Annotated in this window: 15 protein-coding genes, 2 tRNA genes and 1 pseudogene; 11 read left to right on the top strand and 7 right to left on the bottom strand. The window is 70.2% G+C overall.

Features of this window, described 5'->3' with window-relative positions:
* The 11 genes and pseudogenes from RT323_RS06295 to RT323_RS06245 all read left to right on the top strand — a co-directional run.
* Positions 1 to 236: pseudogene (locus tag RT323_RS06295) on the top strand (hypothetical protein); the annotation flags it as partial.
* On the top strand, positions 233 to 841 hold the full coding sequence (locus tag RT323_RS06290; RefSeq protein WP_313405992.1) for a histidine phosphatase family protein: 609 nt from the start codon (positions 233 to 235) through the stop codon (positions 839 to 841). The pseudogene RT323_RS06295 and the gene RT323_RS06290, both read left to right, overlap by 4 nt.
* Before the next feature lie 174 nt (positions 842 to 1,015).
* On the top strand, positions 1,016 to 3,025 hold the full coding sequence (gene gyrB / locus RT323_RS06285) for a DNA topoisomerase (ATP-hydrolyzing) subunit B (protein ID WP_396172099.1): 2,010 nt from the start codon (positions 1,016 to 1,018) through the stop codon (positions 3,023 to 3,025).
* A gap of 92 nt (positions 3,026 to 3,117) precedes the next feature.
* Entirely contained in the window at positions 3,118 to 5,679 is a 2,562-nt protein-coding gene (gene gyrA, locus RT323_RS06280) for a DNA gyrase subunit A (RefSeq protein WP_313405989.1), read from the top strand.
* Positions 5,672 to 6,661 (top strand): DUF3566 domain-containing protein, encoded by a 990-nt coding sequence (locus RT323_RS06275; protein WP_313405988.1) that lies wholly within the window; start codon positions 5,672 to 5,674, stop codon positions 6,659 to 6,661. Before gyrA ends, RT323_RS06275 begins: the two co-directional genes overlap by 8 nt.
* A 125-nt stretch (positions 6,662 to 6,786) precedes the next feature.
* A tRNA-Ile gene (locus RT323_RS06270) sits at positions 6,787 to 6,861 on the top strand.
* 141 nt (positions 6,862 to 7,002) lie between these two features.
* Positions 7,003 to 7,078: transfer RNA gene (locus tag RT323_RS06265), tRNA-Ala, on the top strand.
* Positions 7,079 to 7,222: 144 nt separating this feature from the next.
* Positions 7,223 to 7,750: a hypothetical protein gene (locus RT323_RS06260; RefSeq protein ID WP_313405986.1), complete on the top strand. Its 528-nt coding sequence runs from the start codon at positions 7,223 to 7,225 to the stop codon at positions 7,748 to 7,750.
* A gap of 188 nt (positions 7,751 to 7,938) precedes the next feature.
* Positions 7,939 to 8,106: a hypothetical protein gene (locus tag RT323_RS06255; RefSeq protein WP_313405984.1), complete on the top strand. Its 168-nt coding sequence runs from the start codon at positions 7,939 to 7,941 to the stop codon at positions 8,104 to 8,106.
* A gap of 4 nt (positions 8,107 to 8,110) precedes the next feature.
* Complete coding sequence (locus RT323_RS06250; protein ID WP_313405981.1) at positions 8,111 to 8,662, top strand: hypothetical protein; 552 nt, start codon at positions 8,111 to 8,113, stop codon at positions 8,660 to 8,662.
* Positions 8,659 to 9,384, top strand: a complete 726-nt coding sequence (locus RT323_RS06245) for a glycosyltransferase (protein WP_313405979.1) — start codon at positions 8,659 to 8,661, stop codon at positions 9,382 to 9,384. Before RT323_RS06250 ends, RT323_RS06245 begins: the two co-directional genes overlap by 4 nt.
* On the opposite strand, the gene RT323_RS06240 is transcribed toward RT323_RS06245, so the two are convergent.
* Genes RT323_RS06240 through idi form a run of 7 tightly spaced genes read right to left on the bottom strand, consistent with a single transcriptional unit; the run spans position 9,385 to position 15,048 of the window.
* Complete coding sequence (locus RT323_RS06240) at positions 9,385 to 10,260, bottom strand: prenyltransferase (RefSeq protein WP_313405977.1); 876 nt, start codon at positions 10,258 to 10,260, stop codon at positions 9,385 to 9,387.
* On the bottom strand, positions 10,257 to 10,595 hold the full coding sequence (locus RT323_RS06235) for a lycopene cyclase domain-containing protein (RefSeq protein WP_313405975.1): 339 nt from the start codon (positions 10,593 to 10,595) through the stop codon (positions 10,257 to 10,259). Before RT323_RS06235 ends, RT323_RS06240 begins: the two co-directional genes overlap by 4 nt.
* Entirely contained in the window at positions 10,592 to 10,918 is a 327-nt protein-coding gene (locus RT323_RS06230) for a lycopene cyclase domain-containing protein (RefSeq protein WP_313405974.1), read from the bottom strand. The genes RT323_RS06235 and RT323_RS06230 overlap by 4 nt, the downstream gene beginning before the upstream one ends.
* On the bottom strand, positions 10,915 to 12,507 hold the full coding sequence (gene crtI / locus RT323_RS06225) for a phytoene desaturase family protein (protein WP_313405972.1): 1,593 nt from the start codon (positions 12,505 to 12,507) through the stop codon (positions 10,915 to 10,917). Before crtI ends, RT323_RS06230 begins: the two co-directional genes overlap by 4 nt.
* Complete coding sequence (locus RT323_RS06220) at positions 12,504 to 13,364, bottom strand: squalene/phytoene synthase family protein (protein ID WP_313405970.1); 861 nt, start codon at positions 13,362 to 13,364, stop codon at positions 12,504 to 12,506. The genes crtI and RT323_RS06220 overlap by 4 nt, the downstream gene beginning before the upstream one ends.
* The gene (locus RT323_RS06215; RefSeq protein ID WP_313405967.1) at positions 13,361 to 14,398 is read right to left on the bottom strand and encodes a polyprenyl synthetase family protein; all 1,038 of its coding nucleotides are present in this window, start codon (positions 14,396 to 14,398) and stop codon (positions 13,361 to 13,363) included. Before RT323_RS06215 ends, RT323_RS06220 begins: the two co-directional genes overlap by 4 nt.
* A complete protein-coding gene (idi, locus tag RT323_RS06210; protein WP_313405965.1) occupies positions 14,395 to 15,048 on the bottom strand; it encodes an isopentenyl-diphosphate Delta-isomerase in 654 nt (217 codons plus the stop codon). The genes RT323_RS06215 and idi overlap by 4 nt, the downstream gene beginning before the upstream one ends.
* Between the last annotated feature and the right edge of the window lie 42 nt (positions 15,049 to 15,090).

The following is a 15,090-nucleotide window of genomic DNA, read 5'->3' as shown; positions in this document are numbered from 1 at the left end:
ACATGCTCGAGCGTCCCGTGACGATCCCCCGGTCGGCCGAGCCCGCCGTCGGCGCCGCGATCCTCGGCGCGTCCGCGATCGTCGACGCCCGGACCGAGGCGGACTGGACCGCGCTCGTGCGGGCGATGTCGGGCGTCGCGTCCGTCGTCGAGCCGCGCGCGGAGTCGTCGCAACGGCTGCTCGAGGTGCACGGCCGGCTGGCCGATGCGTGGCGTGCCCGAGGATGGCTCGCATGACCTCGGTGATCCACCTGGCCCGGCACGGCGAGACCGTGTGGCACGCGGAGAACCGGTACGCCGGGTCCTCCGACGTCGGACTGACGGAGCGCGGGCTGGAGCAGGCCCGCGCTCTCGGCGACTGGGCGGCGGCCCACGGACCGCTCACGGTGCACAGCTCGGACCTGACGCGCGCGATCGTGACGGCGACCCCGGCGGCGCGGGCCCTGGGACTCGAGCTGGACGTGCACCCGCTGCTGCGCGAGGTCGACTTCGGCCGGGGAGAGGGACTCACCCGGGCCGAGATGGCCGAGCGCTTCCCCGAGGACCTCGCGCGGTTCCTGGACCGTCCCGCCGAGTCACCGCTGCCGGGCGGCGAGGCCGGTCACGCCGCCGTCGAGCGAGCCCTGCCGGAGCTGCGCGCCCTCGCGACGCAGTCCCCCGTCCCGGCGCTCGTGGTGATGCACTCGACCCTGCTGCGCCTCGTCCTGTGCACGCTCGTGGGCATCGATCCCAACCGGTACCGCCACGTCATGCCGAAGGTCCGCAACGTCGCGGTCACGACGCTGGAGCTGTCCGACGACGGCCGGTCGGCGGCGCTGCTCGGGTTCAACGTGCCGGTCTGAGCGGGGGCCGCGAGGCGCAGCGGCCGACGAGACCGTCGCAGGGCCCCGCGGACGATGGGAACCTTGGTCGGCCCCCTGAGCGGGACTCCCAGCCGCCTTCTGGAGCCGTTCAGCGGCAACTGTGGACAAAGATCCAGCGGTCCACAGGAGGTGTCGTGCGCTGGGACGCACAGAATGGGCCCGTATACTGGAGGGGTGACCCAAGCGCCCGAGACTCCCACGACGTACGACGCGAGCAACATCCAGGTCCTGGAGGGCCTCGAGGCGGTTCGCAAGCGTCCCGGCATGTACATCGGCTCGACGGGCGAGCGTGGTCTGCACCACCTCGTCTACGAGGTCGTCGACAACTCCGTCGACGAGGCCCTCGCCGGCTACGCCACCAACATCCAGGTGGTGCTGCAGGCCGACGGCGGCGTGAGGGTCATCGACGACGGTCGCGGCATCCCGGTCGACGAGCACCCCGAGGAGAAGATCCCCGCCGTCACGCTGGTGCTCACGTCCCTGCACGCCGGCGGCAAGTTCGGCGGCGGCGGCTACAAGGTCTCGGGTGGCCTGCACGGCGTCGGCGTCTCGGTCGTGAACGCGCTGTCGACCAAGCTGTACGTCGAGGTCAAGCGCGACGGCTACCGCTGGACCCAGTCGTTCACGTACGGCGTCCCGGACGCCCCCCTCGTGCGCGAGGAGGAGACCGACGAGACCGGCACGACCACCACGTTCTACGCCTCGGACACGATCTTCGAGACGACGACCTACGACTACGAGACGCTCAAGACGCGCTTCCGCGAGATGGCGTTCCTCAACAAGGGACTCGAGCTCACGCTGCGCGACGAGCGCCACGCCGACGACACCGACCCCAGCGAGGGCGTCGTCGACGACGTCGAGCGCGAGGTCACCTTCCGCTACGACAACGGCCTGGTCGACTACGTCAACCACATCAACGTCGGCAGCAAGGCGCCCATCCACCGCGAGATCATCAGCCTCGAGCGCGAGGACGCCGAGAACGGCCTGTCCCTCGAGCTCGCGATGCAGTGGAACGACAGCTTCAGCGAGTCGGTGCACACGTTCGCCAACACGATCAACACGCACGAGGGCGGCACCCACGAGGAGGGCTTCCGCGCGGCGCTGACCACCACGGTCAACCGCTTCGCCGAGGCCAACAACCTCATCAAGAAGAAGGAAGACCGCCTCACGGGCGACGACATCCGCGAGGGCCTCACGGCGATCATCTCGATCAAGCTCGAGGAGCCGCAGTTCGAGGGCCAGACCAAGACGAAGCTCGGCAACACCGAGGCGAAGGGTTTCGTCCAGCAGGTGCTCAACGACGAGCTGGGCGCCTGGCTCGAGCGCAACCCGTCCGAGGGCAAGACGATCATCCGCAAGTCGATCGACGCCGCCGCGGCTCGCGTCGCGGCCCGCAAGGCGCGCGACCTGGCCCGCAACCGCAAGGGCTTCGGCTCCGGTGGCGGCCTGCCGGGCAAGCTGATCGACTGCTCCAGCCGTAACCCCGAGGAGTGCGAGATCTTCGTGGTCGAGGGCAACTCGGCCGGCGGCTCCGCCCGCAACGGCCGCAACCCCGCGACCCAGGCGATCCTCCCGCTGCGCGGCAAGATCCTCAACGTCGAGAAGGCGCGGATCGACAAGATCATGCAGAACACCGAGGTCCAGGCGATCATCAGCGCCCTGGGCACCGGCGTCCACGAGGACTTCGACATCGCCAAGCTGCGCTATCACAAGATCGTGCTGATGGCCGATGCCGACGTCGACGGCCAGCACATCACCACGCTGCTGCTGACGCTGCTGTTCCGGTTCATGAAGCCGCTCATCGACGCGGGCCACGTGTACCTGGCCCAGCCGCCGCTGTACAAGATCAAGTGGACCAACCACGGGCACGAGCTGGCCTACTCCGACGCCGAGCGGGACGCCATCATGGCCGCCGGCCTCGAGTCGGGCTACCGCCTGCCGAAGGAGGCCCCGGTCCAGCGCTACAAGGGTCTGGGCGAGATGAACGCCAGCGAGCTGTGGGAGACCACGATGGATCCCGACGGCCGACTGCTGCGCCAGGTGACCCTGGCCGATGCGGCCGTGGCCGACGAGATCTTCACGATCCTCATGGGCGAGGACGTCGACCAGCGACGCTCGTTCATCCAGCGGAACGCCAAAGACGTCCGCTTCCTCGACATCTGACCTGACCCCCACCCCATGATCCACCGGTGGTCGAGCAGCACGGTGAGCGAAGCGAGCCGGCGAGGCCAGACCACGGAACGAAGGACACAGAAGTGACCGACACCCCGATCGAAGGCGACCGCACCGAGCCGGTCGAGCTGCAGGACGAGATGCAGCGCTCGTACATCGACTACGCCATGAGCGTCATCGTCGCTCGTGCGCTGCCCGATGTGCGCGACGGGCTCAAGCCGGTGCACCGCCGGGTGCTGTATGCGATGTACGACGGCGGGTACCGTCCCGACCGCGGCTTCAACAAGTGCAGCCGCATCGTCGGTGACGTCATGGGTCAGTACCACCCGCACGGCGACTCGGCGATCTACGACACCCTCGTGCGCCTCGCGCAGCCGTGGGTGATGCGCGCGCCGATGATCAGCGGCCAGGGCAACTTCGGATCGCCGGGCGACGACCCCGCGGCCGCGATGCGGTACACCGAGTGCAAGCTCGCGCCCATCGCCATGGAGATGGTGCGTGACATCGACGAGGAGACCGTCGACTTCAAGCCCAACTACGACGGTCGCTCGCAGGAGCCGTCCGTCCTCCCGGCGCGCATCCCGAACCTGCTGGTCAACGGCTCCGCCGGCATCGCGGTGGGCATGGCCACCAACATCCCGCCGCACAACCTGCGCGAGGTCGCCGAGGGCGTCCAGTGGGCGCTCGAGCACCCCGACGCCTCGCGTGAGGAGCTCCTCGAGGCGCTCCTGGCGCGCATCAAGGGCCCTGACTTCCCCACCGACGGCCTCATCGTCGGCAGCAGCGGCATCGAGGACATGTACCGCACGGGTCGCGGCTCGGTCCCGATGCGCGCCGTGGTGAACATCGAGGAGGACACCAAGGGACGCATGCAGCTCGTCGTCACCGAGCTGCCGTACCAGGTGAACCCCGACGGCCTGATGCGCAAGATCGCGGACCTGGCCCAGACCGGCCGCGTCCAGGGCATCAGCGACCTGCGCGACGAGTCCAGCGATCGTGCCGGACGCCGCATCGTCATCGAGATCCGTCGTGACGCCGTGGCCCGCGTCGTGCTGAACAACCTGTACAAGCACACCGACCTGCAGACGAACTTCAGTGCCAACATGCTGGCGATCGTCGACGAGGTCCCCCGCACGCTGACGCTCGACGGGTTCATCTCGCACTGGATCCACCACCAGGTCAGCGTCATCCGTCGTCGCACCGAGTACCGCCTGCGCAAGGCCGAGGAGCGCGCCCACATCCTGCGCGGCCTGGTCAAGGCGCTCGACCTGCTCGACGACGTGATCGCGCTGATCCGCCGCAGCCCCACGGTCGACGAGGCCCGCCACGGCCTGATGGACCTGCTCGACATCGACGAGCTCCAGGCCACGGCGATCCTCGACATGCAGCTGCGCCGCCTGGCCGCGCTCGAGCGCCAGAAGATCATCGACGACCTCGCCCAGATCGAGGCCGAGATCGCCGCGTACAAGCTGATCCTGGCCAGCGAGGCGCGTCAGCGCGAGATCGTCGGCGAGGAGCTGGCCGAGATCGTCGCCAAGTACGGCGACGACCGCCGCACCAAGATCATCGCGGCGGACGGCGACCTGTCCGACGAGGACCTGATCCCCGACGAGGAGCTCGTCGTCACGATCACCAAGGGCGGCTACGCCAAGCGCACCAAGTCCGACCTCTACCGCGTGCAGAACCGCGGCGGCAAGGGCGTCCGTGGCGCATCGCTGCGCGGCGAGGACGTCGTCGAGCACGTCTTCTCCACGACGGCGCACCACTGGATCCTGTTCTTCACGACCGCCGGCCGGGTGTACCGCGCCAAGGCGTACCACCTGCCCGAGGGCGGCCGCGACGCTCGCGGCGGCCACGTCGCCGGCCTGCTGGCCTTCCAGCCGGACGAGGAGATCGCGCAGGTCCTGGCGATCCGCGACTACGAGCAGGCGCCCTACCTCGTGCTGGCCACGAGGAGGGGACTGGTCAAGAAGACGCGCCTCACGGACTACAACAGCCCCCGCCAGGCCGGCGTCATCGCGATCAACTTCCGCGACGACGACGACGAGCTGGTCGGCGCCGAGCTGGTCTCGCCCGAGGACGACATCCTGCTGATCAGCCGCAAGGCGCAGTCGATCCGCTTCCGGGCGGACGACGAGCAGCTGCGTCCCATGGGCCGCGCCACCTCGGGCGTCACGGGCATGAAGTTCCGCGACGACGACTCGCTGCTGTCGATGTCGGTCATCCTTGCCGGCGCCGACGAGGAGGGCGAGGGCGACGAGTCCGACAGCCGCAAGCTGTACGTCTTCACGGTCACCGACGGTGGCTTCGCGAAGAAGACGCGTATCGGCGAGTACCGCCTCCAGGGGCGTGGCGGCCTGGGCATCAAGGCCATGCAGATCACCGAGTCGCGAGGCGAGCTGGTGGGGGGCATGGTGCTGCGAGACGACGACGATGTCATCAGCGTGACGGAGTCAGGACAGATCACTCGCAGCCTCGTGTCCGGGGTTCCTGTCAAGGGCCGTGGCACCATGGGAGTGAGTTTCGTGAAGTTCAAGGGCAATGACCGGGTCGTGACCATCGCGCGCAACACCGATCTGACCGTCGAGGACTCCACGGACGAGACGACCGACACGTCGAGTGCAGATGGGGACACCAGTGAGTGACAACAAGCCGAACGAGTCCGGCCAGCAGTCCGGCACGCCGGCTGCCAACGCCAAGGCGAACGGCACCACACCCACGGTCACGGCGCGCCGTCCGATCAGCAAGGACGAGTACGCCCGCACCACGAAGTCCTCACCGGACGCCACCTCGGTGATCCCGGCCGTCCGAGACGACCAACCGGCTCCGGCGCCGAAGAAACCGCGGCCCGAGGTCGACGACCGTCCCACGCAGACGTTCCAGGCCGTGACGGACGCGCCGCCGACCGCTCCCAAGGCTCCGCAGCCCGAGCAGAAGAAGCCCGAGCAGAAGAAGCCGGAGCCCAAGAAGCCGGCCAAGCAGGCGGCGAAGAAGGCCCCGACGGCCCAGCAGGATCCCGCCGCTCCGGTGGCCGGAGTCGCTGCGGCCGGTGGCGTCGCCGGTGCTGCTGCTGCGGCCGCCACGCCCTCGGCGCCGGCACCTGCTGCTCCGGCGCCGGCCACGCCCGCGCCTGAGCAGAAGAAGGCGGAGCCGAAGCCCGAGCAGAAGAAGCCGCTGCTCAAGCGGCCCGAGCCCAAGACCGCCACGGCGAAGGCGCCGGCCCAGGAGACGAAGACGGCGCCCGCGGCCGAGTCCGCCTCGAGTCGCTCGGCCCGGCTCAAGCTGAGCCACATCGAGCCGTGGAGCGTCACGAAGATGGCATTCGTCGTCGCGGTCGCCCTCATGGTCGTGAGCGTCGTCGCCGTGACTGTGTTCTGGGTCGTCCTGCAGATCACCGGCGTGTGGGGTGCGCTGAACGACAGCGTCTCGAACGTGCTGGCCGATGACGCCGCCGCGTTCGACATCACCGACTACCTCGGCTTCGGCCGGGTCGTCGGCGTGACGTTGCTGATCTCCAGCCTCAACGTGATCTTCATGACGGCCCTGGCCACGATCGCCGCGCACCTGTACAACCTGGCCGCCGGCATCCTCGGCGGCGTCGAGCTGACCTTCGGCGAGCGCAAGTAGGCGCCACGCTCCGCAAGTACGAGTTTCGCCCGTCATCCATGGGATGGCGGGCGTTCTCGTGCCGCCTGCGGGGACCCGATTGTGAGTTCTGCGGGGGCTTACGGTAATCTCGTCTATTGCTGCACGGGCCTATAGCTCAGCTCGGTTAGAGCGCTTCCCTGATAAGGAAGAGGTCGATGGTTCAAGTCCATCTAGGCCCACCGAAGGAGGAATCGACGATGAAGAAGATCCTCGCCCTCGCGGCCACGATCGCCGGTGCGATCTGGTTCTCCCGTCGCCGCAACGCCGCCCAGTCCGATCCGTGGGCCGCGCACAGCGACTCCGTCTGACACCTCCCTCACGGGGCCTTGGCGCAATTGGTAGCGCACCTGCTTTGCAAGCAGGGGGTTAGGGGTTCGAGTCCCCTAGGCTCCACCAGATCGCCGCAGGTTCGCCCTGCGGCTTCTCGCTTTCCTGCGTCCTCGACCTGCGGCCACCTGCGAATCGCGGTACCAAGGAGGACGAGGGCCCGGCGCTCCAGCGTCGACCGACGCAGCCGCGGCCTGCGAGGAGAGCTGAGTCATGGACAACGTCGACCCCTGGGTCTGGATCCTGATCGCCGTCGTGGCGCTGTTGCTGCTGGCCGCACTCGCCTACGCGCTCACCAAGGGCAAGAAGGACAAGGAGAGGCGCCGCCTCGAGCAGGAGCGCAAGCACCGCGAGGAGGCCACGCGCCTGCGCGACGAGGGCCGCCAGGCCACCGTGAGCGCCCGTCAGACCGAGGCCACCGCCGCCGCCGCCGGCGCAGACGCCGAGCAGGCCCGCCTCGAGGCCGAGCGCCTCGAGCGCCGGGCCGAGGAACTGAAGAATGAGGCCAGCGAGGTCAAGCAGCACGCCGACCACCGCTTGGCCAAGGCCGACGAGATCGACCCCGACGTCCGGGACGGCCATCGCGACGACGTGGCGTCCCGCACGCAGGAGGCGACCTCGCAGGACCGGACGGCGTACAAGCACGGCGGGCCCGTCTCGGATCGTGACGTCCACGGTGACGTCGGTGACGAGGGCCGGCCGGTCCCGCCGGAGGACGAGCCGGGATCGCGTCGCATCTGACCCTGTCCCACCCACAGCTGGGGTCGTTCATCCCCAGCTGTGGGTAGACCTGGGGACAAATGACACCGATGTGATTCCGGTGTCCGTCGTGCGCCGACGTCCGGATCCGGAGGGCTGCTGCTCTCCAGGATCACGGACGAGGCGGCCACGCCGGAGGTGATCACGATGACCAGTGACCAGGGTCGGTCATGATCGCGCTCGCGCTGGGATTCCTGTGCGGAATCGCCTTCACGGTGTCGTTCGCGGTCGTCCTGGCGACCGGCGTGGTGAGCCGCGCGCTCGTGCCGTTCACGATGGCGGACGACGAGGCCGAGCTCGAGGACCACGTCCACCCCAGAGGCCGCTCAGTAGGATGACCGAATGCCGCTGCTGCCCGCCGACGCGTTGCGCGGAGCCGGCATCCTCAGCGTCGTCGCCGCCACGATCATCGGCGGCTGGGTCGGGTTCGCGCTGTTCTTCCTCGTCCTGGGCGCCCTGTTCATCCCGCGTGCGCTCGGCACGTCGCTGTGGCTCGACGCCACCTACTGCGCGACCTTGTTGGTGGCGGGTTGGGCGGCCCAGCTCGACTGGTACCTGGCCGTCCCGGGACTTGACCTCGTGGTCCACGGTGCGGCGACCGGGCTGATCGGTGCCGTCACGTGGCAGGTGCTCGTGCGGGTGGGGGCCCTGCCGCACCACGACGACGTCCGTCTCCAGCGTCCGCGGCTGGGCACGTTCGTCGTCACCAGTGGCGCGGCGGTCTCGCTCGCCGTCGTGTGGGAGTTCCTCGAGTGGATCGGCCACACGTGGATCGACGACCGCATCCAGGTCGGCTATGACGACACCCTCGGTGATCTGGCGGCGGGTGCGGTCGGTGCCGTGGTCGCGGCGATGCTCGTCAGCCGCACCTCCGCCGCGGAGCCGCGCCCGTGAGCACCCCGACGATCTCGGTCGTGATCCCCGTGCACGACGACGCGGACCAGCTGCGGGCGTGCCTCGAGCTGCTGGCGGTGCAGACGCTCGCGCCGTACGAGGTGGTCGTGGTCGACAACGCCTGCTCGGACGACTCGGCGGCCGTGGCCGAGAAGCACGGCGCCCGGGTGGTGGCCGAGCCCGTGCTGGGCATCCCACCCGCGGCGGCCACCGGCTACGACGCGGCACGCGGCGACGTCATCGCCCGGCTCGACGCCGACTCGCGCCCGGGACCGGACTGGATCGCTCAGGTCGCGCGGGCCATGGCGGACCCGCGTGTCGACGCGGTGACAGGGCCGGGGCACTTCCACGACCTCCCGCCGGTCCTGCGCCAACTGGCGCTGCTGGCCTACCTCGGTGCGTACTACGTGCTCACGCACCTGGCCCTGGGCCACACGCCGCTGTGGGGATCGAGCATGGCGATGCGCCGCACCAGCTGGGAGCTGGTCCGCCACCGGGTCCACCGCCACGAGGACGTGCACGACGACATGGACCTGGCGTTCGCCCTGGGGCCGCAGTCGGTGATCCGCTACGACAACCGCCTGCGGGTGGGCGTCTCGGGCCGGTCCGTGCAGGGCGCCACGCAGTTGAGGCGCCGGATGCAGCGCGCCATCCTGACGTTGCGGCTGAACTGGGCCGTGAGCCCTCCGTGGGAGCGCTGGCAGGTCCGCCTACGCCGCTGATCAGCGCAACGCGATCCAGATCAGCAGCTGCGTCACGAGGAACCCTGACGCGAAGTTCAACCACAGGAACCGGCGCCACGCGACGTTCGCGGCCTCACACGTCTCGTCGGTGATCGACAGGTACGGCGCGATGTTCACCACGTAGGGCAGCACCAGCAGCGCCGACAGCATGGCCGGCCACGGAAGCGCCAGCAGGAACACGCCACCGACCAGGTAGGCGGTCAGGGCGAACCACGTCGTGTTGCGCGCGCCCAGTGCCGTGCCGATCGAGCCGATGCCGGCCGCCCGGTCCGCCGTGACGTCCTGGACAGCCCCGAAGGCGTGCGACCCGATGCCCCAGGCGAAGAACCCGGCCAGGGCGGCCACCACGGTGAGGTCGACCTCGACACCGGCACCGCGTGCGTCGGCCAGCGCCAGACCGAACACGGCCGGGCTGACGAAGTGCGTGCTGGACGTGATCGAGTCCAGGAAGGGACGCTCCTTGAAGCGCAGCACGGGGACCGAGTACGCCGCGACCGCGAAGACGCTGATCGCCAGCACGAGGTTCGAGGCCGCCGAGCCCATCGCGGCCAGCACCACGACGAAGGGGACGTTCGAGGCCACCGCCGCCACGATCGTGACCCGGTGGACCCGACGGTCGAGCACGATCCCCTCGACGCCGCCCTTGCGCGGGTTGCGCAGGTCGGACTCGTAGTCGAAGACGTCGTTGATCCCGTACATCAGCAGGTTGTACGGGATCAGGAACCACAGGCAGCCGACCCAGAACGCGAGGTCCGGGCCGCCTCCGGCCAACAAGTACGCGGCGCCGAACGGAAAGGCGGTGTTGATCCACGAGAGAGGGCGCGACGAGGCCAGGACCTGACCCGCTGTGCTCACTCGCGGTCCTGGGCGGGCTCGGCACCGTGGACACGGCGGCGGTTCGTCAGCAGCAACAGCGTCGAGGGGATCAAGATGGTGGCCGCGAGGGGCCAGGCGAAGTCCTCGACGGGCGCCAGCCCGACGTGCGCACCCACCAGGGACGACTCGTCGAACCGGAAGAGGTCGGCCGCGATCATGATGCTGTCGAAGATCGCCGTCAGGACGATGAGCGACAGGGCGGTGAGGCCCACGGCGAGCCACCAGCGCCCGCTGGGCCGGCGCGTGACGATCGCGATGGCCATCACCGGGATCGTCACCGCGACGAAGACCAGCGCCAGTGCGAGGTAGCTCATCGCAGGCCCTCCCGGGGATGCAGCAGGTGGGTGAACAGGCCGTAGAGCACACCGGTCACGTAACAGAGGAAGGCGATGAAGAACAGCTCCTCGAGCGGCAGCTCGGGTGCGACCTCGATCCCGGTCATCGCCGGTGAGTCGCCGCGCACGTAGACCTCGAGCGCGATCGCCACGAAGTCCCAGGCCAGGAAGAACACGAAGCCGACCGAGAGGGCGACGACGGCGTGCGCGGGCCTGCGGAAGAGGAACAGCCGCCAACGACGGTCGACCAGCCCCATGCAGAACCCCGAGACGAGGACGCTCAGCAGGTACACCCAGCTCACGCGATCACCGTAGTGGTCGCGGGTTCCACGGTCGGACCGGCCGACCGATCGCCACGCAGGCGCTTCAGCACGAGCTCGGCGCTGATCAGGCACATCGGCAGCCCGATCCCGGGAAGGGTGCTGGACCCGGCGTACAGCAGGCCCTCGACCCGCTTCGACGCGTTCCGACCGCGCAGGAACGCGCTCTGGCGCAGGACGTGCGCGGGACCCAGCGCTCCGCCCGACCACGCGTTGAGGTCGGCAGCGAAGTCACCGGGCCCGACCGTGCGCCGCACCGTGATCCGCTCGGCCAGGTCGGGCACGCCGGCCCACTGCGAGACCTGGGCGATCGCGGCATCGGCGGCCTGCTCGATCACGGGATCGCCGGCACCGTCGATCCCCCCTCGTCCCAGGCCGACGTCGGCCGGCACGGGCACGAGGACGAAGAGGTTCTCGTCCCCCTCGGGTGCGACCGATGGATCGGTGGCGGACGGGCGGCAGACGTAGGACGACGCCGGGTCCGGGATCCGTCCGGGACGGCCGAGGACGTCGTCGAAGTTCCGCTCCCAGTCGTTCGTGAAGAACATCGTGTGGTGCGCCAGCTCGGGCAGCCGTCCGCGGACGCCCAGGTACGCGAGCACGGCACCGGGGCCGGGATCGCGTCGCTTCCACCACGAGGCGGGATAGGTTTGCAGGTGCGACGGCAGGAGCCGCGTCTCGAGGTGGTGCAGGTCGGAGGCGCCGACCACCACGTCAGCGGCGACCTGCTCGACACCCGCGTCGGTCCGGAAGGTCACGCCCGTGACCCGCGCGCGCCGCGACGAGGGACGACCACCGTCGAGACGGGCCGTGTCGATCCCGATCGCGGTCGCGCCCGTCCGGATGCGGACGCCCCGGGCCCGGGCCAGGTCGGCGATGGCGTCGATGAGCGTCGAGAACCCGCCCTGCGGGTACAGCACGCCGTCCTCGAGGTCCATGGAGCTCATCAGGTGGTACATGCTGGGCGTCCTCGACGGCGACGAGCCCAGGAAGACCGCGGGGTACCCGAGGATCTGGCGCAGGCGCGGATCGCTGAACCGGGCCGCGACGTGCGCCTCCAGCGACCGTCCCAGCAGGCCGGCGAGCCGAGGCGCCCGCCGCAGGATGTCGGTGGCGAGCAGGTTGGCCGGCCGGTCGAAGCTCGTGTAGAGGAAGTGGTCGATGGCCATCGTCGCGGTGTCGGCCGCGGAGTCGAGGTACTGCTCCAGGCGCTGCCCGGCGCCCGCTTCGATGGACTCGAACAGGGCGACGTTCTGGGCCCGACCGGCCTGGACGTCGACGGGCTGCGCCACGCCCTCGAAGAAGACGCGGTAGCCCGGATCGAGGCGCACGAGGTCCAGCTGCTCCTGCGCGGTGGTGCCGAGCAGGCGGAAGAAGTGCTCGAAGACCTCGGGCATGAGGTACCAGGAGGGCCCGGTGTCGAACCGGAACCCGTCGCTGCTCCAACTGCCGGCGCGGCCGCCCAGGTCGTCGCGCTGCTCGAGCAGGTCGACCGACCACCCGTCCTCGGCCAACAGGGCCGCGGTGGCGAGTCCCGAGATGCCCCCGCCGATCACCGTCACGCGCTTCACGAGACGCCCACCGCCACGGCGCGGGCGATGACGCGCGCCTTCGTCGGGCCGGGGACGCGGACCCGTTCCGTGCGGATGCGAGCGGCGGGCGTCGACCGCAGGCGGCGTGCCAGCTCGGCGAACAGCGCGTGCGCCGCGGCCACCGCACGTCGGCTGCTGGCGGGCAGCCGCGGGATCACGGCCGCCGCGGCGGCCAGGTCGGCCTCGATGTCGTCGAGCAGCTCGTCGCGGACCGACTCGTCGAAGCGGTCGGGGTGCAGCCCCGGCAGGTAGCTGCGGCCGAGGTCGCCGTTGTCGTCGCCGAGGTCGCGCAGGAAGTTGACCTTCTGGAACGCGGCGCCGAGGCGGCTGGCACCCTCGGACAGCTGCTCGTAGCGACGGTCCGGCATTGGCTCGTCGACCAGGAACGCCCGCAGGCACATCAATCCGACGACCTCGGCCGAGCCGTGGACGTACTCGTCGAAGCTGGCGCGGTCGTGCTCGGTGCGGAACAGGTCGGTGCGCATCGAGGCGAAGAACGGGTCGATCAGATCGCGGCCGATGCCGCACGCGCGAGCCGTGCGCGCGAAGGCGTGCACGACGAGGTTCGCGCTGTGACCCGTCTCGAGTGAAGCGTGCACCTCGGCCTGCAGGGAGTCGAGCAGGCTGACCTGCTGGTCGTGGTCGCCGTGCGGACGCGGTGCGTCGACGATCTCGTCGGCCACGCGCACCAGCGCGTAGATGTTGCAGACACGGGTGCGGACGGGCTCGGCCAGCAGTCGCGACGCCAGCGAGAACGAGGTGGAGTACCGCTTGATCACCAGCGCGGCCGCACCCTCCGCCACGGAGTCGTACAGCTCGTGCGGCTCGGTGGTCATGCGGCACCGGCCCGTGTGGCGGGGTCGATTCCCCACGCGAACTCCAGCAGCGGATCCAACAGGCTCCGGCGCAGGCCGAGCGCCGCTGCCTGATCGCCCGCCGCCGTCAGGTGGCGGGCGGCGAGGTCCTCGACGAAGCCGCGGGAGCCGCAGGACTCGAGCGCCTCGCGCACCGAGGCGGCGTGGTCGTCGGTCAGGTCCGGGTCGCCCAGGTGCGGGGCGATCCGGGACCACGCGGACGTGCCGGCGGCATGCACCATGAGCGGAGTGCGCTTGCCCTCGCGGAGGTCGCCGAGGTGGTCCTTGCCGGTCGTGGCGGGGTCGCCGAAGACGCCGTTCAGGTCGTCACACAGCTGGAAGGCGATGCCGAGGGCGCGACCGACCTGGCCCAGCGCGTGCACCAGGGCATCGTCGGCACCGGCCAGCACGGCGCCCGCCTGCAGGGGAAGCACGAAGGAGTAGACGGCGGTCTTCTGTTCCGACACCGCCAGCGCCTCCTCAGCCGCGGGCATGTCGGCCGCGAGGGCCAGGCGCACGTCGGCCAGCTCGCCGGCGGCCGAGGCATGCAAGGTGGCGTCGAGCAGGTTGAGCAGCCGGTTCGTCGTTCGTTGATCGACTCCGCAGGTGGCGACGGCGCGCACGGCCGCCGTCAGGGCGAGGTCACCCGCGAGGATCGCGCCGGCGCGGGAGTACGTGTCGTGACCAGCCGGATCGACGCCCAGCTCGACGGCGTCGGCGCGGAACCAGCCAGGCACGCTCGGGCGGCCGCGCCGGGTGTCGTCGTGGTCGATGACGTCGTCGTGGATCACGAAGGCGGTGTGAAGCAGCTCGGTGGCGGCGGCGACCGCGTCCACGACCTCGTCGGGCTGGGCGCCGCCAAGGGCCGCGTGAACGGTCGTGACGAGCCACGGGCGGAATCGCTTGCCACCCGAGCTCCCCAGCTCGAGCGCGGACAACAGGGCGCGGTGGTCGCGGTCCAGGCCGGGCACGCTGCCGGAGTGGAGCAACGAGTCGAGCTCGGTCTGCAGGCTCATGAGGCCATCTCCTCGTCCTGACGCAGCAGATGCCACGCATCGGCGGCGTCGAGTGCCGCCGCCTGCTCGACGAGCCACGGGCTCAGGGCCCACGGCGCGAGGCGAATCGTCGCGCGCAGCTCGCTGAGCGGGACCCACCGTGTCTCGGCGACCTCGTCGGGGTGGGGGCGCACGGGGTCGTCGGTGCGGGCGACGAAGACGGGGCACACCTCGTTCTCGACGACTCCGGACGCGTCGACCGCGCGGTAGGCGAAGTCCGGCAGGACGGGCTCGACGGAGTGGGTGTGGACTCCGAGCTCGCCCCGCCCGTGGCGCCGGACGGCGTCGACCGGGTCCTCGCCGGGACGAGGATGGCCGCAGAAGGAGTTGGTCCACACACCGGGCCAGGATCGCTTCCCCAGTCCGCGACGGGTCAGCAGGATCCTGTCCTGCTCATCGACGAGGTAGCACGAGAACGCCAGGTGCAGGGGCGTGTCCTGGTCGTGCACCGATTCGCGGGGGGCCGAGCCCACCGGGCGGCGCTCCTCGTCGAGCAGCACCACGAGGTCGTCGGGGTGACCGTGCGGGAGGCGATCCGGCAGGTCCGGCGTGCGGGCGCGCGAGGATCCCGCGCCGTCGGGGGCGCGGGAGTGATCGAGCGCGTGCTCCATGGATCCTCCTGGTGACCCTCGAACAGTATTGCTAAACGATCT

It is taken from the genome of Aeromicrobium sp. (genome assembly GCF_032084975.1).
GTDB lineage: Bacteria > Actinomycetota > Actinomycetes > Propionibacteriales > Nocardioidaceae > Aeromicrobium.
This window is presented reverse-complemented; position numbering and strand designations above follow the sequence as displayed.

Coding starts and splice junctions, on each gene's coding strand:
- RT323_RS06290 (WP_313405992.1), top strand. CDS start 233: ATGACCTCGGTGATCCACCTGGCCCGGCACGGCGAGACCGTGTGGCAC.
- gyrB (WP_396172099.1), top strand. CDS start 1,016: ATGGGCCCGTATACTGGAGGGGTGACCCAAGCGCCCGAGACTCCCACG.
- RT323_RS06260 (WP_313405986.1), top strand. CDS start 7,223: ATGGACAACGTCGACCCCTGGGTCTGGATCCTGATCGCCGTCGTGGCG.
- RT323_RS06255 (WP_313405984.1), top strand. CDS start 7,939: ATGATCGCGCTCGCGCTGGGATTCCTGTGCGGAATCGCCTTCACGGTG.
- RT323_RS06250 (WP_313405981.1), top strand. CDS start 8,111: ATGCCGCTGCTGCCCGCCGACGCGTTGCGCGGAGCCGGCATCCTCAGC.
- RT323_RS06235 (WP_313405975.1), bottom strand. CDS start 10,595: ATGAGCTACCTCGCACTGGCGCTGGTCTTCGTCGCGGTGACGATCCCG.
- RT323_RS06220 (WP_313405970.1), bottom strand. CDS start 13,364: ATGACCACCGAGCCGCACGAGCTGTACGACTCCGTGGCGGAGGGTGCG.
- RT323_RS06215 (WP_313405967.1), bottom strand. CDS start 14,398: ATGAGCCTGCAGACCGAGCTCGACTCGTTGCTCCACTCCGGCAGCGTG.
- idi (WP_313405965.1), bottom strand. CDS start 15,048: ATGGAGCACGCGCTCGATCACTCCCGCGCCCCCGACGGCGCGGGATCC.